The organism is Pseudomonas sp. Irchel s3b2, from assembly GCF_900187445.1.
In the GTDB taxonomy this organism is placed as follows: Bacteria; Pseudomonadota; Gammaproteobacteria; order Pseudomonadales; family Pseudomonadaceae; genus Aquipseudomonas.
Genome location: NZ_FYEB01000011.1, coordinates 40,249 through 64,397 on the forward strand (window position 1 = coordinate 40,249; position 24,149 = coordinate 64,397).

A 24,149-nucleotide genomic window follows, 5' to 3' on the forward strand; every position below is an offset into this window, starting at 1 on the left:
GTTATGGCCCGTGGGGTTAACAAAGTCATATTGGTCGGCACTTGCGGCCAGGATCCCGAAGTTCGCTACTTGCCTAACGGTAACGCCGTGACCAACCTGAGTCTGGCGACCAGCGAACAGTGGACCGACAAGCAAACCGGTCAGAAAGTCGAAAAGACCGAATGGCACCGCGTGTCGATGTTCGGCAAGGTTGCTGAAATTGCCGGCGAATACCTGCGTAAAGGTTCGCAGGTCTACATCGAAGGCAAACTGCAAACCCGCGAGTGGGAAAAAGACGGTATCAAGCGTTACACCACTGAAATCGTGGTCGACATGCAAGGCACCATGCAACTGCTGGGCGGCCGTCCACAGCAGGGTGACCAACAAGGCGGGGGTAACAACTACCAGCAGTCCGCTCCGGCTCCACGCCAACAGGCACCGCGTCCGCAGCAGTCGGCACCGCAACAGTCGCGTCCGGCTCCACAACAGCAGGCCGCTCCGCAGCCAGCTCCGGATTTCGACAGCTTTGATGACGATATCCCGTTCTAGGATACGGCTTAGCCTTTCTTGTAAGGTTTAGCCTCGAAACCCCCAATCAGTTCTTTGACTGGTCGGGGGTTTTCTTTTGCGCCTCATTTTTGTAGGAGCCAGCTTGCTGGCGAAGAACGATGACGCGGTTTGCCTGATTACCCGCGTGACCGTTCTTCGCCAGCAAGCTTGGCTCCTACAGGATTGCGGTCCGCGCCGAGTGCAGTTTTTTGTAGCTATCGATCAACCGCAGATGCCTGTCGAGCCCCTCCAGTTTCATGCTGGTCGGCGTCAAGCCATGGAAGCGCACGCTGCCATCCACCGATCCGATCGCTGCATCCATCCGCTCGTTGCCAAACATCCGGCGGAAATTGGCCTCGTAGTCTTCCAGTTCCAGGTCTTCGTCCAGCTTCATCTCCAGCACCACATTGACGGCCTGGTAGAACAAGCCACGCTCAACCGTGTTGTCGTTGTACTGCAGGAACATTTCCACCGCCTCTTTCGCTTCTTCAAATTGCTGCAAGGCGAGATAGATCAGCAGCTTCAACTCTAGGATCGTCAGCTGACCCCAGGCGGTATTGTCGTCAAACTCGATGCCGATCAAGGTGGTGATGTCGGTGTAGTCGTCCAGCTCACTTTCCACCAGACGCTCAACCAGCGCTTGCAGTTCGTCTTCGTCCAGGCGATGCAGGTTCAGAATATCGGCGCGGAAAAACAGCGCTTTGTTGGTGTTATCCCAGATCAGATCGTCTACCGGATAAATTTCCGAATAGTTCGGTACCAGGATGCGGCAGGCCTTCGCGCCGATATGCTCGTAGACCGCCATGTACACTTCCTTGCCCATGCCTTCGAGAATGCCGAACAGGGTCGCGGCTTCCTCGGCATTCGAGTTTTCACCCTGGCCGGAGAAGTCCCACTCCACGAATTCGTAATCCGACTTGGCACTGAAGAATCGCCACGACACCACGCCGCTGGAGTCGATAAAGTGCTCGACGAAGTTATTCGGCTCGGTCACTGCATGACCTTCAAAAGTTGGCTGAGGCAAGTCGTTGAGGCCTTCGAAGCTGCGGCCCTGCAGCAATTCGGTCAGGCTGCGTTCCAGCGCCACTTCCAGGCTTGGGTGCGCGCCGAACGAGGCGAACACGCCGCCGGTACGCGGGTTCATCAACGTGACACACATCACCGGGAACTCACCGCCCAGGGACGCATCTTTTACTAGCACGGGGAAACCCTGCTCTTCCAGGGCCTGGATACCGGCCAGAATCCCGGGGTATTTCGCCAACACCTCGGCCGGCACATCCGGCAGTGCAAATTCACCTTCGATGATTTCGCGTTTTACCGCACGTTCGAAGATCTCCGACAGACACTGCACCTGGGCTTCGGCCAGCGTGTTACCGGCACTCATGCCGTTGCTGAGGAACAGGTTTTCGATCAGGTTGGACGGGAAATACACCACCTCACCGTCTGACTGGCGCACGTACGGCAGCGAGCAGATCCCGCGCTCTTCATTGCCGGAGTTGGTATCGATCAGATGGGAGCCACGCAGTTCGCCGTCGCGGTTGTAAATCTTCAGGCAGTATTCGTCGAGAATTTCAGTCGGCAGCGCATCCTTGCGGCCAGGCTTGAACCAGCGTTCGTGCGGGTAATGCACAAACGGCGCGTTGGCGATGTCTTCGCCCCAGAACTGGTCGTTGTAGAAGAAGTTGCAGTTGAGCCGCTCGATAAACTCGCCCAGCGCCGACGCCAACGCGCCTTCTTTGGTCGCGCCCTTGCCATTGGTGAAACACATCGGCGAGTGCGCATCGCGGATGTGCAGTGACCACACATTGGGCACGATATTGCGCCACGAAGCGATTTCAATCTTCATGCCCAGGTCCGCCAGAATGGCCGACATATTGGCGATGGTTTGCTCCAGCGGCAGGTCCTTGCCGGCAATATAAGTGCTCGCCTCGGAATTAGAAGCAGGCATCAATAACGCCTGGGCATCGGCGTCGAGGTTTTCCACCTCTTCGATCACAAACTCAGGTCCGGCTTGCACCACTTTTTTCACGGTGCAACGGTCGATGGAACGCAGGATGCCCTGGCGGTCCTTATCGGAGATGTCCGCCGGCAACTCGACCTGGATCTTGAAAATCTGGTTGTAGCGGTTTTCCGGATCAACAATGTTGTTCTGCGACAGGCGAATGTTATCGGTGGGAATACTGCGAGTGTCGCAGTACAGCTTCACGAAATAAGCCGCACACAAAGCCGATGAGGCCAGAAAGTAATCGAACGGACCAGGTGCCGAGCCATCGCCCTTGTAGCGGATAGGTTGATCGGCCACCACCGTGAAGTCATCGAACTTGGCTTCAAGTCGAAGGTTATCGAGAAAGTTGACCTTGATTTCCATGGGGGGTTACCAGAATAACGGGCTAGACAATTTGGCCGCCATTATCCGGCATTTCAGCCATAAGTCTTGTGGACGTCTTACTATCTGTCCACCACGGCGATGGATGGGTCAATCGAGTATCAGGTGCGGTAAAAACCGGCTCGAATCCTTGGTGATCAAACTGTTGTCTTCCCGCACGCCAATCCCCGCGGCTTGATCCCCGATTACCCAAGAGCCAATCAGCGTAAAGCTGTCGCCAAACTGCGGCAGCGGGGCGAATTCCTGAAGGATAAACGGCGCGTCGGTGTAGGGCCCGTCCTCTTTCACGATCAGACCGTCAGCGGTTTGCAATTCAATGTTGGCACCTTCCCGGGAGAAGAACGGCTTGCGCACCCAGCCCTTGGGTACCGCTTTGCTCGGGTCGGCATCCAGGTGCGCCGCGAGCAGGTTCGGGTGACCTTTGTTGAACTCCCACAGCAGCGGCAAAATGCCCTTGTTGGAAATGATCGATTTCCAGGCTGGCTCGAAAAACTGTGTATCGCTCTGGGCAATCGCAGCACCAAAGGGCTCGTGGAAGATGAATTCCCAGGCATGCAGCTTGAACAGGTGAGGAATCCAGCGATCTTCCAAATCGACGAAACGTCCTTCATGGGTGAGGCCGATGTCCTCGATGTCGATGTGCCGTGATTCGATGCCGACTTTTTCCGCGATCAGGCGCAGATAGTCGGTGGTGCCTTTGTCTTCGACCGAGTCTTTCATCGAGGCGAAATAGAAGGGCTGTTTGAGCTGCAGTTGGGCAAAGGCCTGATGCAACTTGGTGTCGATGCTGTTGAACTGATCGGCATGTTTGGGCAGCAAACCACGTTCGATACATTGCTCCAGCCAACCCCACTGAAACGCCGCGGCCTCATACAGGCTGGTCGGCGTGTCGTAGTTGAGTTCCAGCAACTTGGCGGGCCCGCTGCCGTTGTAGGAAAAATCCATGCGCCCATACAGGTGCGGGTGGCCTTCGAGCCATGAAGTGCGAACCATGTCGAAGAATGGCGCGGGAATGCTCAGGCGCTCCAGCAACTCCTCGCTCTGAACCACGCGTGCCACCAGGTCCATGCACATCTCATGAATCTCGGTGGTCGGGTCTTCGAGATCGTTCTCGATCTGTTTGAGCGTGAACTGGTAATACGCGCTCTCGTCCCAATAAGGTTCGTCGTCGATGGTATGGAACAGGAAGCCAAGATTTTCAGCGGTCTGTTTCCAGTCATGACGCTCGGCGCAGAGGATCTTCTTCATGGCGCTCGTTCCTTAGCTGCTCGATCGGCCAGCGCTGCTTGAACCGCCCCAACCGCTGCGGGCGCTGGCTTTGCTGCCGAAGCCGCCACGGGATGTGGACGACGCAACGGAAATCGGCTTGCTGGCGGAACGGATTGAGTCGGTATAGCTGCTGCTGCCGTACCTTGCCTGATTGGACTTGGTAAAGGTTGTGCCTTTCGAAATCCGCTGGTTAAGCGTCGAGGAGCCGTAGTTGCCGCGATCATCGCGATAGCGGTAGACCGGCTGGGAGTAATAGCTGTTGCGGTTGTTGCTCAGCATGTTGCCGATCAGCAGGCCGGTCAGCAGGCTGGTGCCGGAGAACCCGGAACCTCCACTGTTCGCTTCCGAGGCGGGCAATTGAGCCTTGGCGGCGTCCACTTGGGATTGCGTCACCTCGCCATCGGCGGTCAGTTCGAAACCACCCAGCTTGGGGATGAACTTGCCGGCGGAATCCTGCTGGCACCAGTCGGCGACAAAGTCGGCATCGCAATCGGCCTGGTTGTCGTATACCGGCGCGATACGGCGATGCTCAGCCATGGCGGCCATGTAGGCGTCAGAGCAGACGTCCACCGGGAGCTTTTCATCGGCACACTGCTGAACGGACTGGAAGTTGTACTTCTTCTGCATCGCGTAGGTTTTTTCTTCCTGCCCGCAGCCTGATATCGCCATGGCGACCGACGCTGCCAGCGAGAGCTGAACGTACTTGCTTCGTTTCATCGGGATCTCCGTGCGCAATCAGTTCTGGGAAGGGGTCATGCACGCGGCGTTCAACATGCCGACGCTGATGGCCACTGCCGCGACATAGATACCCGCAGCGATTTCACCTTTTTTAATGCGTTCAGAGGCGCCTTTGAGCACCAGGCTGGTCAGCAGAAACGCCAGCAGCTGTACGAAAGCGGCGATCACTGCCCAGACGACGAAGTCCAGAATGCTGATTGAGTAGGCGATCACATTGCTGGCCGGAATGGCGAAACCGATGATGGCGCCACCCAGTGCGATCGAGGCCGCTACGTTGCCCGAGCGGATCAGTTCGAACTCTTTGTGCGGGGTGATTCGGGTGTAGATGAACTGGAACAGCGCGAACAGCACGGCGGCGCCGAGAATGTACAAAACAAACCCGAGCACGGCGGCTTTGTTCAGGGAGATGGAGAGCGCTTCAAGCATGGACTTCTTCCTTTTTAAAAAGTGTTCAGGTCAGTGGTGTACAGCGAAATGCCCAGCGAAGTGCTCAAGCTGATGGTGCCTTCGGCGTCTTCTTCGACAGAAAACAGCAGGAATTCCCGGCGATCGGTCAGGCCGGTTTCCCGGACGTATAGCATCGAACGGTGTTCGATACTGTAGGACTCATCCGGATTTTTCAGGTGTTCGCTCAGCGCCACCAGTTCTGTCTGGCCGGTCTCGGTGCCCCATTCGCGGGTGTATTCGACACCGTTGTGGTTGTAAGTCGGCAGGCCAATCAAGCTTTGAGGGCCGGCCAGCCGACTCAGCTCCGCTTCACTGTTGATGGTGATGTAACTGAGGTAATTGAACAGGATCACCGATTCGACCTGTCCGGCGATGCCACCGGTAGTGTGTACTTGCAGCCAGTAATCTTCGTCGTTCATGTAATAGCGCGACAGCCAGGTCGACTGCCCGAGATCAATGGTGCCGGCGCTCCAGATCTGTTGGGAGCCAGGGATGACCACGGTGGTGTTGCCGTCGAGCAACAACTTCAGGGTGGTGTCGAACATCACCTCTTTACCCAATGCCAGGCCCAGTGGACCGATGGCGGGCAGGGTTTCGCTGGCTGTCCATTTCGATTGCGTATTCGCTTTCGGGGCCTCAAGCCCCATCAACTGTTTAAACCATCCCATGGGTGATTTCCTTGAGGCGCGTTGAGGCGATGTAGAAGAGTTCGCCGCCCTCGACGCGAGTGGCGCCGGGCGGGTTGATCGACGGGTGTCGGGCGCCTTTGGCGCGGTAGCCGATAAGGGTCGCGTTGTGGTGTTCTTTCATCTGTGCGTACAGATCGCCGAACGTTGCTTCAAAGGTGTCTGGCAGTTTCATCAAATATTGGGTGGCGCCTTGACCCACGCACAGCAATTCATTGATGACCACGGATGAGCCTGGATCCTGAGAGGCGCGCACCAACATCTCGATGGCCATGCTCGAGGTGCATTCCAGGCGGGGCGCGTAGGCGCTGGCGAGCGCAGCGATCTCACTTTCATTGAAGTGGGCGACCACATGGCCGACAGGGCTCAGTTGATTGACCGCCAGCACGGTGGCCAGGGTCAGATCGTCTGAGTGGGTACGCACCAGGACACGCTCGGCACCGGGAACGCCGGCACGCAGCAAAAGTGCGGCGGAGGACAGGCTTTCGCCTTTGATAAAGTCCGCTTTGCCCGGCATGGGATTTTCTTCGAGGTCGCAATCGCAAATGACGATCAGGTTGTCATTGGATGTTTCGTCCTGCAGCAATAATTCAACGACCCGCTCGCTGGACGCACCTTCCCAGCCGATGAGAACCGTATGGCCGACCTTGCCGGTGAAATCGCCTTTGCCCTTCATGCCTTTTCTCCATACATCGATGACACTGCTGGTGGTTTTGCCGATGGCTGCCGTCAGCAGCGCAATGCCCCCGAGCATGACCCAGGTCGCCACGAAAATTCGTCCCGCGGCTGTTTGTGGCGCGAGATCGCCGTAGCCGACAGTGAGTGTGGTGGTGAGATAGAAGTAGGTAAACGTGGCGGGGGAGATGAGGTGTTGTTCGCCCAGAAGCACAAGGCCGATATAGGCCGTGCTCAGGTGTACGCCCAACGCAATGGTCAGGCCTGCCCAGCCGAACCGATGGAAGAAGGATGAGGCGTACGTGCGCAATAAAAGGAAAATCGACATTACATCCCTGACTCCGTGGGGCTCATTCCTGGCGACGTAATCGCTCTGGCGTCTGAGTGCTCAAGTGCGGTTACCGGGCGGCATTAAACCTGCTGCGCGGCGTAGATAACAGTACCTTGGCTGCAATAAACCCGGCGATCGCCCCAAAGATATGCCCTTCAAAGGACATGCCCTGGCGAGGAAGGAAGCCAAAGATCAAGCCGCCATAGAGCAGGACCACGATACTGGCCGTTATCAGATTGCTCCAGCTCCTCTGGAACCAGGCGCGCGACAGAAGGTACGCCCACAGCCCGAATACCCATCCGCTGGCACCGACGTGTACACCTGCAAAACCGAACAGCCAGACCAGCGAACCGCCCAGCAAAATAATGATAGCGCTGACAACCATGAACCGGCTGAGCCCTTCGACAATGACCAGGGTACCGAGGATCAAAAAGGCAATCAGGTTGGTGCTCAGGTGCGTAAAGGACCCATGCAAGAAAGGCGAGGTAATGATGCCGGCCAATCCGTGCAGTGTTCTCGGCACCAGGCCGAAGGCAGTCAGGCTGTAGCCGGTCGCAACATTGAGCAGTTGCAGCACAACCATGAAGAGGGCCACGCCTGCGATTGTCTTGAAACCCTTCAGGGTATCCATCCGTGACCTCGACTCAACTCGACTCGACGAAAATTGAAACGCAATCCATTGTGGGAGCGAGCCTGCTCGCGAAGCGTTTTGTCAGGCAACATTGATGTCGACTGACACTACCTCTTCGCGAGCAGGCTCGCTCCCACAGGTTATGCATCCGGCACTTGAGTCGATTACTCAGCCGATTTTTTCTTCAGGCGTTCCAGAATCGCATTGGCGCTGCCTTCGTTCGGCGTGATGCCGGCTTCACGCAGCTTGCGCTCCAGGTCGGTGCCGGTCGACGCATCGGCCAGTTGGTTCTGGGCTTGCAGTTCAGCGGCGCGTTGTTGCTGTTTGGCTTGCAGGCGGTTCAGCGTACCGACGGCGGTTTCCAGTTTGCCGTTGGCGCCGCCACTGGCGATCGAAGCACTGACCTGGGCTTTCTGTACGCTTTCACGCGCCTTGGCCATGTCCACTTGCTGACGCAGGCTTTTGATGCGGCTTTCGGCCTTGGTGATGTCTTTACGCATGCTGTCCGCGTAACCGCCGAATTCGGTGGCCTGCTTTTGCTCGACGTCCAGTTCATTGGTCAGGGTCGAAATGGCTTCGGCCACTTCCAGTGCCAGATCTTCGCGGTTGGCCTGGATCGCGGCCAGGGCCTTGGATTCCAGGTCCTTGATCTTGGCGTTGTACTCGCTGACGCGATCAGTCGACAGTTTGTGCTTGGCCATGATGGTGACCAGCTCACGCTTGGCGTTGGCCAGCGCGCTGTCAGCATCGCGAATTTCCTGGTCGAGGATGCGCAGGGCCTGTTGATCGACGATCGATTCGCCGACTTCATTGGCACCGCCACGCAGCGCGGTGAACAATTTGCTCCAGATGGACTGAGTCATTGGATAGTTCCTGTTCCCGAAAAATTAGATGAAGAAACGTTCAAAGGCTTCGCTGGCGCGCTGGACGTTGTCGACGAGGGTTTTGACCTCGGTCACGACGTTGGTCAGGCTGGAGTCGGAGCTCAGCGCGCCGAACATGTTGTAAACGATCTGACCGTTGGGCATGGACTCGATACCGATCGAGGACAGCGGGAACATTTCCCGGCTGCGCAGCACGGCATCGTTGAAGGCCGGTACGTCGTTGATGGACTCGACATCGACCAGGACGGTATCCACGATGACCTGATCGCCCACTACCGCGATGTAAATCGGCAAGCCACCGAACTCGTTCATTTCCAGCTTGATGCTGGACTCGGAGCCTTGAACGAGGGAAAGGGTGATGTCGTTCGAAACCACTTCGTCGAGGGCCTGAAGGGCGCTGTAGAGGCGATCGATGTTCCAGTTATTACCTGCGCTCATGTAATTCTCCGACATGAATGAGCCAGCCAGAATCGGTTGGCGTAGCTGTTTCTCCATCTGCTTGAGCAGGCTTCGGTTTTCGGGAAGCACCCAAGTCTCGTGTTTCACATAGCCGGCGGCACCCAGGCCCGCGCGCATCTGCTTCATGTAGAAGCTAGATGGTTTTTTCGCGGACGGTTTCGAGCGCTCTCCCTTTTGGCTCGCTGAATCGGTAACAGATCCGGTAGGCGGATCTGATGGAGAGCTGCTTTGCATGATGCTGGCCTCGTTGTGAAAAATCTCACGCGTGAGAAACACTACAGGCATTTTTTGCAGCTCTCAATAGCTCACGCGTGAGATTTTTTCGACTGTGTAGGAGCGGGCTTGCCCGTGAAGACGGCGGTACAGTCAACATTGATGTCGCCTGACACACCGCTTTCGCGGGCAAGCCCGCTCCTACAGGTTTCTCACCTTAATCAGCCAGAAAGTCGTCGGTGGACACCACGCTGGCATAGGCAAAACCCAGGGCCGACATGAAGGCGGCGTGAACGTGGGCGGCCGGCACGGTGACGCCATTGAATTCCAGGTCACGGGTGGCACAGGCGTCGTGAATCACCGTGACGGTGTAGCCCAGGTCGGCCGCGGCTCGGGTGATGCCGTCGATGCACATGTGGCTCATGCTCCCGACGATCACCAGGTGCTCGATGCCTTGCTGGTCGAGGAGGGCCTCCAGTTCGGTCTCGCGGAACGAGTTGACGAAGTGTTTGAGCACCACCGGCTCGTCGGCGCGGTTGAGGACTTTGGGGTGCAACTTTGAGCCTTCAGAGCCTGGCGTGAAGAACGGTGCGGCGTCGGAGGTGAATTCGTGGCGGATATGCACCACCGGATCACCGGCCTCGCGAAACGCCTGAATCAACCGTGCGGCGTTGTCTGCTGCGGCGTCGGCGCCCACCAGCGGCCACTTGCCCTGGGGGAAGTAGTCGTTCTGGATATCGACTACGATGAGTGCTTGCTTGGCCATGGGTGTTTCCTCGAAGTGTGTATTGGGTGTGGAATGAAGTATTGGCGCTGGCTCTCCGTTCGAGGATTGGCCGCACCGACAATAGAAGGGGGAAAACTGACAATGGGTGTAGAAAGGGCAGTCGCCGAACTGGGAGTGCTGATCTATCCCGGTGCGCAGATGGCGGCGGTGCATGGGCTGACGGATCTTTTCGGCGTGGCCAACCGGATCGCCGCCGAGCATCAGGCGGCGCAGCTACCGTTACTGCGGGTCAGTCACTGGCAGGTCGATGGCGATCAAGTGCCCGAGCGGGTCTATGACACTCATCCTGGCCCGGCCGGCGCATTGGTCGCCGTGTTGATCCCGCCCTCGATCGGAGGTTTTTCCAAGGGGCAGGCGCCCCAAGGACTGATTCGCTGGCTTCGTCAGCAACATGCCAACGGTGCGACCCTTGGCGGGGTCTGCGTGGGTTCTATTCTGTTGGCTGAAAGCAGCCTGCTCGACGGCCGTAGCGCCACTACCCACTGGACTTCGGCCAAGGCCTTCGCCGAGCGTTATCCGGCGATCAAACTCAAGGCCGATACACCCATAGTCGATGATGGCGACCTGATCACCACCGCCGGGTTGATGGCCTGGTCAGAGCTGGGGTTGCGGCTGGTGAACCGTTTGCTCGGGCCGAGCATTGCCACCGGCACGGCACAGTTTCTGGTGGTGGAACACAGCGACAGCGCGAGCGAGTGCGGCAGTAATTTTTCACCGATTCTCAGCCATGGCGATGCGTCGATTCTCAAGGTCCAGCATTGGCTGCAAAGCACCGGGGCGACCGATGTTTCGGTGGCGGCGATGGCCGAGCGGGCGGGGCTGGAAGAGCGCACCTTCCTGCGGCGTTTTCGTGCGGCGACCGGATTGAAACCCACCGAGTACTGCCAGCACCTGCGAGTCGGCAAGGCACGGGAAATGCTCGAGTTTACAAACGGCACCATTGATCACATTGCCTGGACCGTGGGTTATCAGGATCCGAGTGCGTTTCGGGCAACGTTCAAGAAGATTACCGGGCTGGCGCCGAGTGATTACCGGGGGCGGTTTGGTGTGTCTGCGACCGCAGCGGTGGCTCGGTAGCGAGCATCACCGCAGATCCAATGCAAAAGCGAGCTTGCTCGCGAAAGCGATCTATCAGTCGACATTGATGCTAATTGATCCACCGCATTCGCGAGCAAGCTCGCTCCTACATTTGGATCTTGCGCCAGGCTGTGGTCGTGCAAAATGCCGGGAGTTTTGAAAGGCGTCGTGCAGAATAAAACAGGCTTGGTGCCATCATGCATTTCGCAACCGGCTGATTTTAAACCCGTTTCTCTCCAGCCGCTGTTGGCCTGATCTCTGCACCCCCTTCAACTACATTCATCAAGCGCAGATTGAAGGGGAACGCATGACCCCAACAAACCGCAAGAAACTGGTGCTCGCCCATTCGGTGCGCCCCGACGCCTCGCTGCACGAAGTCGAAACCAATCGCGCGCTGGCCCGTTGGCTGGCGCAGGTCGTCGGGCTCGAATACGGCGGCAGTTATGACTTGGACCTGCATAGCGGCCGTGATGTTTATCTGTTGCCGACCCAGACGCTGGTGGGCGTTGCTGCCGCCCGGCAGTTGGGTGTCAAAGGGCCGGAGGATTTGTGGGGCGGTTACGTCGACCACGATTTCATCTGTACCAAAGCCATCAGTCATGGGTTGTTGAACCGCTATGCGTTCGCGCCCGAAGGCTGGTCGTCATTGTTTTCCGAACGGGTACGCAGCGTCGTACTCGACGGCCTCAGCGTGTTCTCCCTGGACGATGCTCGCCCGGCAGCGGAGCATCTGCTCTATAGCGGTCCGATCCGCATGAAGCCTATTCATGCCTGCGCCGGACGCGGTCAGGAAGTGATCAAAAGCCTCGACCAGTTCGACGCCATCCTCACTCGTCCCGAGGTCAAAACGTTGTTCACCGAAGGCGTAGTGCTGGAACAAGACTTGACCGAGGTGATCACCCACAGCGTCGGCCAAAGCTTCATTGGCGACAAGGTGCTGAGTTATTGCGGTGATCAATACTTGACCGAAGACGGTCAGGGCGAGCAGGTTTATGGAGGCTCCAACCTGTTGGTGGTGCAGGGCTATTACGAGGATCTGCTGGCGCTGGAACTGCCGGATGACACAAGGCTGGCGATCCAGCAAGCGCAGGTGTTCGACAGCGCAGCGGATGAAGCCTACCCCGGTTTCTACGCCTCGCGACGCAACTACGACATCGCCCAGGGGCTGGACTGCAACGGCAAACAACGCAGCGGCGTGCTCGAACAGTCCTGGCGCATCGGCGGTGCAAGCAGTGCCGAAGTCGCGGCGCTGCAGAGCTTCGTCAACAACCCCGGCTTGCGCGCGATTCGCGTGTCGTCGGTTGAAACCTATACCGACCAACCGCTGCCGGCCAACGCCATTGAGGTGTACCGCGGGCCGGCGGAACACAGTGACTTTCTTCTCAAGTACGTAACGGTCAAATCCTATGACGGCTAGAAGCGAAACCATTGCGATCGACATTGACGATGAACAGATGAGCGGGACCTTTCTCAGCCCCAAATCGAAAGTCCCGGGTGTGCTTTTCGTCCACGGTTGGGGCGGTAGTCAGGAACGCGATCTGGAGCGCGCCAAAGGCATCGCCGGTTTGGGTTGCGTGTGCCTGACGTTCGACTTGCGCGGCCATACGGGCGGGACCGGTATTCCGTTGTCGCGGATAACCCGCGAAGACAACTTGCGCGACCTGCTGGCAGCCTACGACCGCTTGCTCGCTCACCCGGCGCTCGACACCTCAGCGATCGCGGTGGTCGGCACTAGTTATGGGGGTTATCTGGCGTCGATCCTGACGTCGTTGCGCCCGGTGCGCTGGTTGGCGTTGCGGGTGCCGGCGTTGTATCGCGACGACTTTTGGCACACGCCCAAGCGTGAGCTGGACAAGCTCGATTTGCGCGATTATCGCAGCACGCGGGTCAGCGCCGACAGCAATCGCGCGCTGCATGCCTGTTCGCAATTTACCGGGGATGTGTTGCTGGTGGAGTCCGAGACCGATACCTATGTGCCCCACGCGACTATCATGAGTTACCGCGCGGCGTGTCAGCAGACCCACTCGCTGACTCACCGGATCATCGATGGTGCCGATCACGCCTTGAGCGAGCCTGTCTCGCAACAGGCGTACACCACGATCCTGGTGGGCTGGATCACGGAAATGGTGGTGGGCGAGCGGTTGAGCATTATTCAGTCGAGTTGAGGTTTGCGGTGATCTTGCGATTATTCGCGGGCAAGCCTCGCTCCTACGGGTTTTGTATCGGTCACGGCATTGTGGTCTGTAGGAGCGAGGCTTGCCCGCGAAGGCGTCATCCCGAACGCCACACCTCATCCCGGTTTTTTCGAAATCCGCAACGACCTCGCCTTGGCCTCCACCACCAGGTACATCACCACGGTAATCAGCAGCGGCAAGAGGAAATAGATCGCCCGATAAGCGAGCAACCCCGCCACCAGGCTTCCCCGCGAGACCTCATGTTGTAGCAACGCCACGAACACCGCCTCCAAAACGCCGAGCCCGGCCGGAATGTGGGTGATAACCCCGGCAAAGGCGCTGATCAGCAACACGCCAAGCACCAGCGGATAGTCCAGCTTGCTCGGCAGCAGGGTGAAGATCACCGCCGCCATCAGCGACCAGTTCAGCGCGCCGAGGGCCAGTTGAAGAACCGCCATGTGCAGCGACGGCAGATTGATTTCCACGCCGCGAATCGACCATTCCCGCCGCCTGGAAAACCGACAGGCCGCCAGATACCCCGCGCTCAACAGCAGCAACAACGCGCCCACGCCTTGCAGGGCACCACTGCTCAACTTCCAGCCCGGCGGCATTCGCACCAGTCCGCTGCTGAACACTGTGCCGGCAATCACCATGTAGCCGAACCAGTTGGTCGCCAGGCTCAGCCCGAGGATTTTCGCGATGTTGCTTTTGCTCACGCCGAGCCGCGAATACAGCCGATAACGCATGGCGACCCCGCCGACCCAGGCGCTCAGGTTAAGGTTGAAGGCATAGCTGATGATGCCCACCGGCAGGATCTGCCGCCAGGTCAGGTCCTGTCGGATGTAGGTGCGACCGATCAAGTCGAAACAGGCGTAGACCAGAAAACTCATCAACGTCAATCCGGACGCGATGATCAGTGTGCGCACTTTGAAGTTGGCCAGGGTATCGAACACTTCACCCCATTCGATGCGTTGGGCAAGCATCGTGAACAGCACGATCAACGCCAGAAAAAACAGCATCGTCAGAGGCTTTTTCCAGCGGTGCCAATGGGATTTTCGCGGCGTGTCGGAGTGAGGGGCAGGCTGCGCATCAGAATGCCTCATGCCTTATCGCTCCCGGTCGGATGGATGAAGGGTTTCAGGCGCGGTTTATGCGCCGGCAGCCAACCGGCCCACGCCGGGAAATGCCGCAGGAAGTGAAACACCAGAAAACCGACAGTCATGTGCCAGACCCGTCCGCGAGGCGTCTTGTCCGCCGACATGACCTTGCAGTGGTTGCTGCTCAATTCGTCGAGACGCTCGAACAGGTCGCGGTTGAAGGCACGGTCGCGGATCAACACGTTGGCCTCCAGGTTCAGGGACAGGCTCAGTGGGTCGAGGTTACTTGAGCCGACGGTGCTCCAGTCCTCGTCGACCAGGGCGACTTTGCCATGCAGGGGACGGTCGCAATATTCGTAAATCACTACCCCGGCCCGCAGCAGGTAATCGTAGGTCATGCGTGCGGCGAGCCTGGCCACCCGCAAATCCGGTTGCCCCTGAAGAATCAGGCGCACCTCGACCCCACGACGCGCCGCATTGCGGATCTCCCGCAGCAGCCGATAGCCGGGAAAGAAGTAGGCGTTGGCGATCACCACGCGACGTCGGGCACTGCGCACGACCTGCAAGTACACCTCTTCGATATCGCCCGGGTGTTCGCCATTGTCGCGATACACCAGCCGCACCTGACCCCCATGATCGCTGACCGCCAGTTCCGCGCGCCTCTGTCTGCGGCGTTGCCACCAGTATTTGGCCCGGGCCGGACGACCGCTTTGCAGCAAGGCGAAATGATGAATATCGGCCACCGCCGGGCCTTGCACTTCAACCGAGTAATCCTGTTTGGCCTCGGGACCGAAGTCGGCCAAGTGGTCGGCGGAAAAGTTGATGCCGCCGAGGAACGCAATCGTCCCGTCGACCACCACAATCTTGCGGTGCAGACGGCGGAACCAGTTGGTGCGGATGCCGAAGTGACGCGGAGCGGGGTCGAATATTTGCAGGCGCACGCCTGCGTTGCTCAGGGCCGCGAGGTACTCCGTACTCAGTTCGCCACAACCAAAACCGTCGAGGCTGACGGTGATGCGCACGCCGCGTTGAGCCGCTTCAATCAGAATCTGTTGAAGCTCATTGCCGACCTTGTCCTCGAACACAATGAAAGTCTCCAGCAGGATTTCACTCTGGGCCTGACGCAGCACTTCAAACACCCGTGGAAAGTATTCCTCACCGTTTTCCAGCAATTGGACCCGGTTGTTACCGTGCCAACCATATGCGACGTCAACCATCGCCGGCTTGCGCACGGGCGGAGGTGTGGAGACGTGTTCGATCGTGGTTTTTTCCATCAATGGGCCGGTCATAGCTCGATCTCCACCGACAGCGGTGCATGGTCGGAAAGGTGTGACCAGGGTCGTGCCGCGAGTACTTGCGGATGGCTGGCCTTAAGGTTGCGCACGTAGATGCGGTCCAGGCGCAACGCCGGCAGACGCGCCGGGAAACTGCGCGCCGGTTTGCCATGCAGTTCGGCGAACACTTCACGCAAACCGCAGGGCTTGAGCAGCGCATCGGCGCGCAGGCGCCAGTCGTTGAAGTCGCCGGCGACCACCACCGGGGCATCCTGCGACAACTCTTCCATGCGTTGGGTCAGCAGTTTGAGTTGTGCCATCCGGTGACTTTCGAGCAGTCCCAGATGGACGCAAATGGCATGCACTTCCCGTCCATCACCGGGCATGCGCAGTACGCAATGCAGGATTCCACGGTTCTCATGGCCGCTGATGGAAACGTCGAGGTTATCGTGACGAATGATTTGGAATTTCGACAACAGCGCATTGCCGTGATCGCCCGCCGGATAAACCGCGTTGCGCCCGTAGGCAAATTGCGGCCACAGGGTATCGGCCAGAAATTCATATTGGGGTATCGCCGGCCAATTGTTGTAGCGCTGGGGGTGATGTTCGTGGGTGCCATGGACCTCCTGCAGAAACACCACGTCGGCGGACACAGTGCGCACCGCCTCACGCAACTCGGGCAGGATGAAGCGCCGGTTGAGCGCGGTGAAACCCTTGTGGGTGTTGACCGTCAGCACGGTGAAGCGGCTCACCGAGCTGATAATTGGCTGTTGTTCATCCGTCGTGCCTACAGGTTCGGGAATGCTCATGGCAGTACCCCTTTGGCAACCGGCTCGCCGGGAGCGGTAACGAGGTCTTTGTCGAGATGGAAACGCTCAAGCAAGCGGCGGGCATCGAAGGGCGCACGGACTTTGATGTCGTTATCGAAATAGCAGAACACTTCCCGGGACTTGCGGGTCTTGGGTTTTTGCCGAGGCGCGATCAATTCCGGATCCTCCGGTTGCTTTCCGTGATACCAGGCATCGATCCGGTCGCCCCAGCGTTTCAGCGCTTGGGGGGTGTAACCGCTGGCGTAGAGTTCTTCGGCGCCGTGCAGGCGCAGGTAGACGAAATCGCTGGTGAGGTCTTCGCGATACGGCCATTTGCCCGCAGTGTCGGCGATAACCAGCGCAGTGTTATAGCGTTTGAGCAGGCGGACAAAGGCGGGATCGACGAAGCTCTCGTGGCGAATTTCCACGGCATGACGAAGCGGTTTTTTGCCATAGGCCTTCATGCTGGCGTGACCGTTCAAGCGCGGTTCATGCTGGCGGGCGAGGGCGGCGGCCTGTTCCGTGTCGTGGGGTAATTGTTCGAGAAAGCTTTCGAACAACTCCGGGTCGAATTTAAAGTTGGGTGGAAACTGCCAGAGTATCGGGCCGAGTTTTTCTTTGAGTTCCAGCACTCCGGAGGCGAAGAAATTCGCCAAGGGTTTATGGATGTCCCGCAGGCGCTTGATGTGGGTGATAAAGCGCGGCGCCTTGACGCTGAACACGAAGCCCGCCGGGGTTTCGGCGTACCACTGGGCGTAACGTTCGGGCCGTTGCAGGGCGTAAAACGACCCATTGATTTCGATGCTGTTCACTGCCCGTGAAGCGAATTGCAGTTCACGCTTCTGGGTCAGCCCCTTCGGGTAGAACTCCCCCCGCCAAGGCGTGTAGCGCCAGCCTGAAATGCCAATATGAATCGCCGCCATGTCGCCTCCCGTCTAATGTAGCCCTCGGACAGCCTCTGTCTTTTGATGACTGCCGGGTGTGTGGGAAAGTTTCGACGGGGCTACGGGCGGTAAAAACGAAAAGATCGTCTGAACTGTAGGAGCGAGGCTTGCCCGCGAAGAACGATGGCGCGGTCCTGCTGATACACCGCAGCGCTCCCTTCGCGGGCAAGCCTCGCTCCTACAGGGAATTATGGCGAATCAGTTTATTGCGCACCTCGGCACTCGCCTGCTGATCCAGCTCCAGCCAGAACTGTTGTTTGCCGGCGATCTCGGCGGCGGTCGGCAGACCGTCGCGATACACCAGTCGATTGCTCGCCAGCGCCGGCACTTTCGCGCCCGGCAACAGAGTGCCGGCAAGGTTTAGCGGATCCACTCCGCACACTGCGATCAAACTCCCGTCGTGCGGTCGTCGCCTGACTTCGCGCAGCAATGGAATCGCTTCAGGCAGCGCAAATTGCTCCCCCGCCAGGCCACTGACAAACCGCCCGCCACGAATCTCTCCCCGGGCCTCGAGCCGATGGAACGTGCGCAGCAATTCCCGCCAACTCGGCAACCAGTCCGCCTCACGCTCCAGCAAGCGCCAGAACACCACGCCATAACGGCGCAGCAAGGTCATGGCGATGTGTTCCAGGGTTTCTGTGGGTGTGGGCGCCGGACGTTGCTTATCCACAACCGACGCGGCCGAACCGCGTCGCAGCAACGCCCAGCGTCCGGCATCGTCCATCCCGCCGACAAACGCCCCGCGCCCGCGTCGGCTGCTGCGATTCTGGCGTTTGCTGGCCGGGGTGATCAGCGCGCGCAGGCCGGCGAAGCTGTCGGCGTTTACCAGCCCGGCACCGACCAGTTCCTGCAAGGCGATTTCCAGTTCCGAACGCAGCAGATGAGCTTCATGAATCAGCTCATCGAAAAACAGTGCGCCGTGCTGACTGAGCGCTTCATGGACTTTTTGTGTTTTGGGTGACAGTTCGCTGGCCGGTGTCTGCTCAGTCAAGCCACTCCACAATCCGACCTGACTGCGTGGCAGCAGCAGAATCGGCGTGCTGCGTAATGCGGTGCTGGTGTTCTTGTTGCGCGAGGTCAGGCGGGTCCAGACCAGTTTGCCGCTGCGACACAAATCATCCAGCCAGGTCGCCGAATAGTCTTTGAGCCGCGCCGGCAAAATGTCGCTGTCCCACGCCGAAGCGGCGGCGGGGTAACCTTCGAACTGGCTGATGATCGCCGGCAACACCGTGCGGCCCTGACCTTGGCTCACGGCGGAAAGATGCTGCCAGTCGAACAGAAAACGCATGAAATCCTGCAGGGCCACTGGCTCGATTTCCCGTCGCAGCCGTTTGACCGTGTAGCGATGAATCCGCGCCAGCAAATGCCGTTCACACCATTCTTCTTCAGGGGCGCCTGGGGTGAATTGCCCGCGCAGTACATAGCCTTCGCGCTCCAGTTGCGCCAATGCCTGAGTGACTTGAATCGCCGGTAATCCAAGCGGGTCGGCAATCGCCTTCAGCGGCAACGGACCAAACGCGCTGAGCCGTGCACGAATCAGTTCCAGCACTGCTTCTTCCGGCTCCCAGGTTTCATCGAAACCGGGCAACGCCTCCAACGGTGGAACGCATTTGGCCTGTGGATAAATCGCCAGTAGACAGGTCAGCCGTTCCAGCGCCAACCATAGCGATTGCTCGGCGTTGATCTGCAAACGGCTGGCGCGGCCGCTGTCGGCCAAAGTGTTTAGCCAATCGAGCCAATTCGGGTTGGCCAGAGCCTCGGCGTCGGCGATGCACGCCAGGCTCATCAAGGCTTCATGCATTTCATCGATGCCGGTGGGCGTTGGCCAGGCTTCATCACGCACCGCGGTAATCGCCTCGGCGTCCAGCGCACCGAGGTCGTCGGTGGATTGCGGTTCGCTCCAGCGGCGGTTGAGCACGGCCTGAGTGCGGCGCTCTTCCAGCGGCGCGTCGTCGAGAAAGGTGTAGGGGCGGGCGCTGAGAATCTCCGCCGCCAGCGGCGAGGGCGCTGGCAAGTCGCGGCTGATCAGGCGGATGTCGCCCTGTTCCATGCGCCGCAACAACGCCAGCCAGCCTTCGCAGTCCATGGCCTCATGGAGGCAATCGTCGAGGGTTTGTTCAACCAAGGGATGGTCGGGAATCTCACGCTCGCCGGCGAGGTTTTCCACACAGGCGATCTGATCGGGAAACACGCTGGCGATCAGGTCTTCGCTTTTCATTCGCTGAATCTGCGGCGGCACTTTGCGTCCGCCGCTGTAGCGCGGTAGCGCCAGGGCGACCCCCGCGTTCCAGCGCCAGCGCACGCCGAACAACGGCGCCTCGAGTACCGCTTGAATCAGCATGTGCTCGGCACTGTTGCTGTGCAGGTAGCGCCAGACGTCCTCCAGCTCGAAACTGTGACCGGTGGACAGCGACAGCACGATGGCGTCCTCGCTGGCGGCGGCCTGCAACTCGAAGTTGAAGGTGCGGCAGAAACGCTTGCGCAGGGCCAGGCCCCAGGCGCGGTTGATGCGGCTGCCGAACGGCGAATGGATGATCAACTGCGTACCGCCGGACTCGTCAAAAAACCGCTCCATCAGCAGCGTGTCTTGCGATGGCAAGGCGCCGAGGGTCAGCCGTGCCCGGGCCAGGTAATCGACCAATTGCTCGGCACTGGCGAGGTTCAAGCCGAGTACGTCGGTCAGCCAGTCGACGGCTGGCTGCAAGTCGCCGGGCGTGGCGCCGAGGCGCTCATCGAGTTGCGCTTGCAGGCGGGCCACGGCGAACGACAGTTCATCGCTGCGACCCGGTGCTTCACCGAGCCAGAATGGAATGGTTGGCGGTTGGCCCTGAGCGTCTTCGACCCTGACTTTACCGGTTTCAACCCGCAGAATTCGATACGACGTATTGCCCAGCTGAAAGATATCCCCGGCGATGCTTTCCACCGCGAAGTCTTCGTTGACGCTGCCGATGTTTAGCCCTTGAGGCTCCAGCAAAACGCTGTAGTCGGCGTTGTCCGGAATCGTCCCGCCGCTGGTCACGGCGGTCAGCTTGGCGCCTCGACGGCCGCGCAGAGTGCGGCTTACGGCGTCTCGATGCAGGTAAGCGCTACGAACACCCAAGCGGCCGCTGTAACCCTCGGCGAGCATTTGCAGCAGTGCCTGATAGTGCTTTTCGTCGAGTGTGGCGTAAGGCGACGCATTGCGCAGCTTCTCCAGCAACGCCTGCTCTTGCCATTCCTGACAGCTGACCTCGGCGATGATCTGCTGGGCCAGCACGTCCAGCGGCGCTTCGGGGATCTGCAACGTGTCGAGTTCGCCACGGCGGACGCAATCGAGCAGGGCGGCGCATTCGATCAGGTCGTCGCGAGTGGTGGCGAATAACCGGCCCTTGGGCGTGCCGCCGACCTGGTGCCCGGAGCGGCCGACCCGTTGCAGAAACCCGGCAATCGAACGGGGCGAAGCGATCTGGCACACCAGGTCGACGTCGCCGATATCGATCCCCAATTCCAGCGAAGCAGTGGCGATCAGCACTTGCAGCTCGCCGCGCTTGAGGCGTTGCTCGGCATCCAGGCGAAACTCTTTGGCGAGGCTGCCATGGTGGGCCGCCACCGCGTCCTTGCCGAGGCGTTCGCTCAAGTGTCGGCTCAGGCGTTCGGCCAGGCGACGGGTGTTGACGAAAATCAGCGTGGTCCGGTGTTCACGGGCGAGGACGGCGAGTCGGTCATAGACCAGTTCCCAGACGTCGTTGGCCATTACCGCCGACAACGGCACGGGTGGCACCTCGATATCGAGATCCCGTGGGCGGGCGTGGCCGATGTCGATGATGTCGCAGTCGCGATCACGGCCGACCAAAAAGCGCGACACCGCTTCGATGGGTTTTTGCGTGGCGGACAGGCCGATCCTCACCAGTGGTTGCGAGCACGATTTATTTAAAGTCAGTGCCTGCAAACGCTCCAGGCTCAGGGCCAGATGACTGCCGCGTTTGCTGGCGGCAATGGCGTGGATTTCGTCGACGATCACCGTTTGCGTGGTGCCGAGCATTTGCCGGCCGGAGTCGGAGCCGAGCAGCACGTAAAGGGATTCCGGGGTGGTCACCAGAATGTGCGGCGCGGTTTTGCGCATGGCCGAGCGGTCTTTTTGCGGCGTATCGCCGGTGCGCACGGCAGTGCTGATCGGCACGTCGGGCAGGCCCATCACCCGCAATTGTTCGGTGATGCCGGCCAGCGGGTTTTGCAGGTTGATCTGGATGTCGTTGGACAACGCCTTGAGCGGCGAAACGTAGACCACCAGGGTTTCATCCGGCAGGCCGTCCGGGCTCTCCAGGCCGCGATGGACCAGATCGTCGAGCACCGCCAGAAACGCGGTGAGGGTCTTGCCGGAACCGGTGGGCGCGGCGATCAGGGTCGAACGGCGCTGGCGGATCAACGGCCACGCCCGGGCCTGGGCGGCGGTGGCCGCTGGGAAGGTATTGCTGAACCAGGCGCTGACGGCGGGGTGAAAGCCTGCCAGGGCAGCATCCGTGGGGATAGGCAGATTCATGGAGTCATTTATGCGGGTGGGGGCGGGAAGTTGCAAGTACCGCTCAGGACCTGTGTCGGCGCTGAGGGCCTCTTCGCGAGCAAGTCGGATCGCCGCACCGCTCGCTCCTACACGGAATGTGTTGATCGCGATAAACCCTGTAGGAGCGAGGCTTGCCCGCGAAGAGGCCAGTAGCAGCACCACAAATCCCTGGGATCTACACTTTACGGATGACGGTTGCGCACTAAACCCGCAAAATGCAACGATTCCGGCAATTATTGAAGACATCGCCTGCGGGTGCTGTCGATAAAGCCATCGTTCCAATCAGACTGGGCCTGCTGACTCTATGCGAATGCGCCTTATGTTACTGGGCGGCGGAAATGCCCTTGGGCAGGCGCTGATTCGCCTCGGTGCGGAGGAAGACATCGGTTTCCTCGCCCCCCGCCCCCCGCAAGACGGCTGGGACGCCGCGAGCCTGACGCAACTGCTCGACGATACCCGTCCGGATGCGTTGATCAATCTCGCCTATTACTTCGACTGGTTCCAGGCGGAGACCGTCAGCGAACAGCGTCTGGCCGGGCAGGAACGCGCCATCGAGCGGCTGGCCGAGCTGTGCCAGCATCACAACATCGTGCTGCTGCAACCGTCGAGTTATCGCGTGTTCGATGGCTCCCGGGCGACCGCCTACAGCGAAAAAGACGAACCGGTACCGCTGGGCCTGCGCGGTCAGGCCTTGTGGCGAATCGAGCAAAGCGTGCGCGCCACCTGTCCGCAGCACGTGCTGCTGCGTTTCGGCTGGCTGCTCGATGACAGCCCCGACGGCACCCTCGGGCGATTCCTTTCCCGGGCCGAGAAAGCTGAAGAACTGCTGATGGCCGATGATCGTCGCGGTAATCCGACGCCGGTGGACGATGCCGCCCGGGTGATCATTTCGGTGCTCAAGCAACTCGATTGCGCGGCGCCGCTGTGGGGCACTTATCACTACGCCGGGCATGAGGCGACCACGCCGTTGGCACTGGGGCAGGCTATTCTTACCGAAGCACGCGCCCTGCACTCATTGGCCATTGAAGCGCCGACCGCCCAGGCTCACGCCGCGCGGCCCGACGCCGCCGAAGAACCGCAACACGCGGTGCTGGCCTGCAAGAAAATTCTGCACACTTTCGGGATCAAGCCCCGCGCCTGGCGCGCGGCACTCCCGGGCTTACTGGATAGGTTTTATCGCCATGGCTAACGGCCCTGTTTTAATCACCGGCGGCGCCGGTTTCATCGGTTCGCACCTGACCGACGCCTTGCTTGCCAAAGGGCATTCGGTGCGCATTGTCGATGACCTCTCTACCGGCAAACGCAGCAACCTGCCGCTGGACAATCCCCTCGTCGAACTGATCGTGGGCGACGTCGCCGATGCCGCATTGGTGGCGCAGGCAATGGTCGGTTGCAGCGCTGTGGCGCACCTGGCCGCGGTGGCCTCGGTGCAGGCTTCGGTGGATGATCCGGTGAAAACACATCAGAGCAATTTCATCGGCTCGTTGAATGTCTGCGAAGCCATGCGTCAGGCTGGCGTAAAGCGGGTGCTGTTTGCATCCAGCGCCGCGGTCTACGGCAACAACGGCGAAGGCGAGTCGATCGACGAAGACACGCCCAAGGCACCGTTGACGCCGTATGCGGCGGACAAGTTGGCGAGCGAGCATTACTTCGATTTCTATCGTCGCCAGCATGATCTGGAACCGGTGATTTTCCGCTTCTTCAACATCTTCGGCCCGCGCCAGGATCCGTCCTCGCCCTACTCCGGGGTGATCAGCATTTTCAGCGAACGCGCGCAGAAAGGCTTGCCGATCACCGTGTTCGGCGATGGCGAGCAGACTCGCGATTTTGTCTATGTCGAGGACCTGGTCGACGTGCTGGTGCAAGCCATCGAGAAACCGCAGGTTGAGGTTGGCGCGGTGAATGTCGGTTGGAATCAGGCTACAAGCCTCAAGCAAATGCTTACAGCCCTTGAAGCGGTGGTTGGCAAGCTGCCGCCCGTGAGCTACGGCCCGGCGCGTTCCGGTGACATCCGCCATTCACGCGCGAACAACCGACGTTTGCTGGAGCGGTTTACCTGCCCGCAGCAGACACCGATGAGTGTCGGCCTGGCGCGGTTGTTGGGACGATAGATCGTTCCCATGCTCCGCGTGGGAATGCAGCCAGGGACGCTCCGCGTCCGGTGAGGCAATGAAAAAGGCGCCTGTCGAGGCGCCTTTTG

The 24,149-nt window shown here is 59.6% G+C and carries 21 protein-coding genes; 6 read left to right on the plus strand and 15 right to left on the minus strand.

Annotated features, from left to right (window positions below):
• Window positions 1-3: 3 nt before the first annotated feature.
• Window positions 4-528, plus strand: a complete 525-nt coding sequence (locus CKW20_RS20800; RefSeq protein WP_007896798.1) for a single-stranded DNA-binding protein — start codon at window positions 4-6, stop codon at window positions 526-528.
• A gap of 175 nt (window positions 529-703) precedes the next feature.
• Here the strand turns inward: CKW20_RS20800 and CKW20_RS20805 are convergent, their stop codons facing one another.
• The 10 genes from CKW20_RS20805 to CKW20_RS20850 form a co-directional block, all read right to left on the minus strand.
• A complete protein-coding gene (locus tag CKW20_RS20805; RefSeq protein WP_095054557.1) occupies window positions 704-2,896 on the minus strand; it encodes an OsmC domain/YcaO domain-containing protein in 2,193 nt (730 codons plus the stop codon).
• Between the two features lie 108 nt (window positions 2,897-3,004).
• Complete coding sequence (locus CKW20_RS20810; protein WP_095054558.1) at window positions 3,005-4,162, minus strand: glutathionylspermidine synthase family protein; 1,158 nt, start codon at window positions 4,160-4,162, stop codon at window positions 3,005-3,007.
• Window positions 4,163-4,174: 12 nt separating this feature from the next.
• The gene (locus tag CKW20_RS20815) at window positions 4,175-4,900 is read right to left on the minus strand and encodes a DUF1190 domain-containing protein (RefSeq protein ID WP_095054559.1); all 726 of its coding nucleotides are present in this window, start codon (window positions 4,898-4,900) and stop codon (window positions 4,175-4,177) included.
• 18 nt (window positions 4,901-4,918) lie between these two features.
• A complete protein-coding gene (locus tag CKW20_RS20820; RefSeq protein ID WP_095054560.1) occupies window positions 4,919-5,347 on the minus strand; it encodes a DUF350 domain-containing protein in 429 nt (142 codons plus the stop codon).
• Window positions 5,348-5,361: 14 nt separating this feature from the next.
• Window positions 5,362-6,036 carry a DUF2491 family protein gene (locus CKW20_RS20825; protein WP_095054561.1) on the minus strand — a complete coding sequence of 225 codons (675 nt, stop codon included), beginning with the start codon at window positions 6,034-6,036 and terminating at the stop codon, window positions 5,362-5,364.
• Window positions 6,023-7,057, minus strand: coding sequence for an ion channel (locus CKW20_RS20830; protein WP_095054562.1), 1,035 nt, complete (start codon window positions 7,055-7,057; stop codon window positions 6,023-6,025). The genes CKW20_RS20825 and CKW20_RS20830 overlap by 14 nt, the downstream gene beginning before the upstream one ends.
• A 70-nt stretch (window positions 7,058-7,127) precedes the next feature.
• A complete protein-coding gene (locus CKW20_RS20835) occupies window positions 7,128-7,691 on the minus strand; it encodes a rhomboid family intramembrane serine protease (RefSeq protein ID WP_095054563.1) in 564 nt (187 codons plus the stop codon).
• A gap of 164 nt (window positions 7,692-7,855) precedes the next feature.
• Window positions 7,856-8,554, minus strand: coding sequence for a PspA/IM30 family protein (locus tag CKW20_RS20840; RefSeq protein ID WP_095054564.1), 699 nt, complete (start codon window positions 8,552-8,554; stop codon window positions 7,856-7,858).
• Window positions 8,555-8,578: 24 nt separating this feature from the next.
• Window positions 8,579-9,160 (minus strand): YjfI family protein, encoded by a 582-nt coding sequence (locus CKW20_RS20845; protein WP_095054565.1) that lies wholly within the window; start codon window positions 9,158-9,160, stop codon window positions 8,579-8,581.
• 304 nt (window positions 9,161-9,464) lie between these two features.
• Window positions 9,465-10,013, minus strand: a complete 549-nt coding sequence (locus tag CKW20_RS20850; RefSeq protein ID WP_095054566.1) for a cysteine hydrolase family protein — start codon at window positions 10,011-10,013, stop codon at window positions 9,465-9,467.
• Between the two features lie 102 nt (window positions 10,014-10,115).
• Here CKW20_RS20850 and CKW20_RS20855 point away from each other — a divergent pair, with 102 nt between their 5' ends.
• The 3 genes from CKW20_RS20855 (at window position 10,116) to CKW20_RS20865 (ending at window position 13,276) form a co-directional block, all read left to right on the plus strand.
• A complete protein-coding gene (locus CKW20_RS20855) occupies window positions 10,116-11,111 on the plus strand; it encodes a GlxA family transcriptional regulator (RefSeq protein ID WP_095054567.1) in 996 nt (331 codons plus the stop codon).
• Between the two features lie 307 nt (window positions 11,112-11,418).
• Window positions 11,419-12,528 (plus strand): DUF3182 family protein, encoded by a 1,110-nt coding sequence (locus CKW20_RS20860; protein ID WP_095054568.1) that lies wholly within the window; start codon window positions 11,419-11,421, stop codon window positions 12,526-12,528.
• Window positions 12,518-13,276, plus strand: a complete 759-nt coding sequence (locus CKW20_RS20865; protein WP_095054569.1) for a S9 family peptidase — start codon at window positions 12,518-12,520, stop codon at window positions 13,274-13,276. The genes CKW20_RS20860 and CKW20_RS20865 overlap by 11 nt, the downstream gene beginning before the upstream one ends.
• A 125-nt stretch (window positions 13,277-13,401) precedes the next feature.
• On the opposite strand, the gene CKW20_RS20870 is transcribed toward CKW20_RS20865, so the two are convergent.
• The 5 genes from CKW20_RS20870 to CKW20_RS20890 form a co-directional block, all read right to left on the minus strand.
• Entirely contained in the window at window positions 13,402-14,388 is a 987-nt protein-coding gene (locus tag CKW20_RS20870) for a lysylphosphatidylglycerol synthase domain-containing protein (protein ID WP_095054570.1), read from the minus strand.
• Window positions 14,385-15,671: a cardiolipin synthase ClsB gene (gene clsB / locus CKW20_RS20875; RefSeq protein ID WP_095054571.1), complete on the minus strand. Its 1,287-nt coding sequence runs from the start codon at window positions 15,669-15,671 to the stop codon at window positions 14,385-14,387. The genes CKW20_RS20870 and clsB overlap by 4 nt, the downstream gene beginning before the upstream one ends.
• On the minus strand, window positions 15,668-16,465 hold the full coding sequence (locus CKW20_RS20880; RefSeq protein ID WP_095054572.1) for an endonuclease/exonuclease/phosphatase family protein: 798 nt from the start codon (window positions 16,463-16,465) through the stop codon (window positions 15,668-15,670). Before CKW20_RS20880 ends, clsB begins: the two co-directional genes overlap by 4 nt.
• Window positions 16,462-17,388: a DUF72 domain-containing protein gene (locus tag CKW20_RS20885; protein ID WP_095054573.1), complete on the minus strand. Its 927-nt coding sequence runs from the start codon at window positions 17,386-17,388 to the stop codon at window positions 16,462-16,464. The genes CKW20_RS20880 and CKW20_RS20885 overlap by 4 nt, the downstream gene beginning before the upstream one ends.
• A 199-nt stretch (window positions 17,389-17,587) precedes the next feature.
• Window positions 17,588-21,928: a DEAD/DEAH box helicase gene (locus CKW20_RS20890; protein ID WP_095054574.1), complete on the minus strand. Its 4,341-nt coding sequence runs from the start codon at window positions 21,926-21,928 to the stop codon at window positions 17,588-17,590.
• Between the two features lie 325 nt (window positions 21,929-22,253).
• Here CKW20_RS20890 and CKW20_RS20895 point away from each other — a divergent pair, with 325 nt between their 5' ends.
• Window positions 22,254-23,138, plus strand: a complete 885-nt coding sequence (locus CKW20_RS20895; RefSeq protein WP_095054575.1) for a sugar nucleotide-binding protein — start codon at window positions 22,254-22,256, stop codon at window positions 23,136-23,138.
• The gene (locus CKW20_RS20900) at window positions 23,131-24,060 is read left to right on the plus strand and encodes an NAD-dependent epimerase/dehydratase family protein (protein WP_095054576.1); all 930 of its coding nucleotides are present in this window, start codon (window positions 23,131-23,133) and stop codon (window positions 24,058-24,060) included. Before CKW20_RS20895 ends, CKW20_RS20900 begins: the two co-directional genes overlap by 8 nt.
• Window positions 24,061-24,149 lie beyond the last annotated feature (89 nt).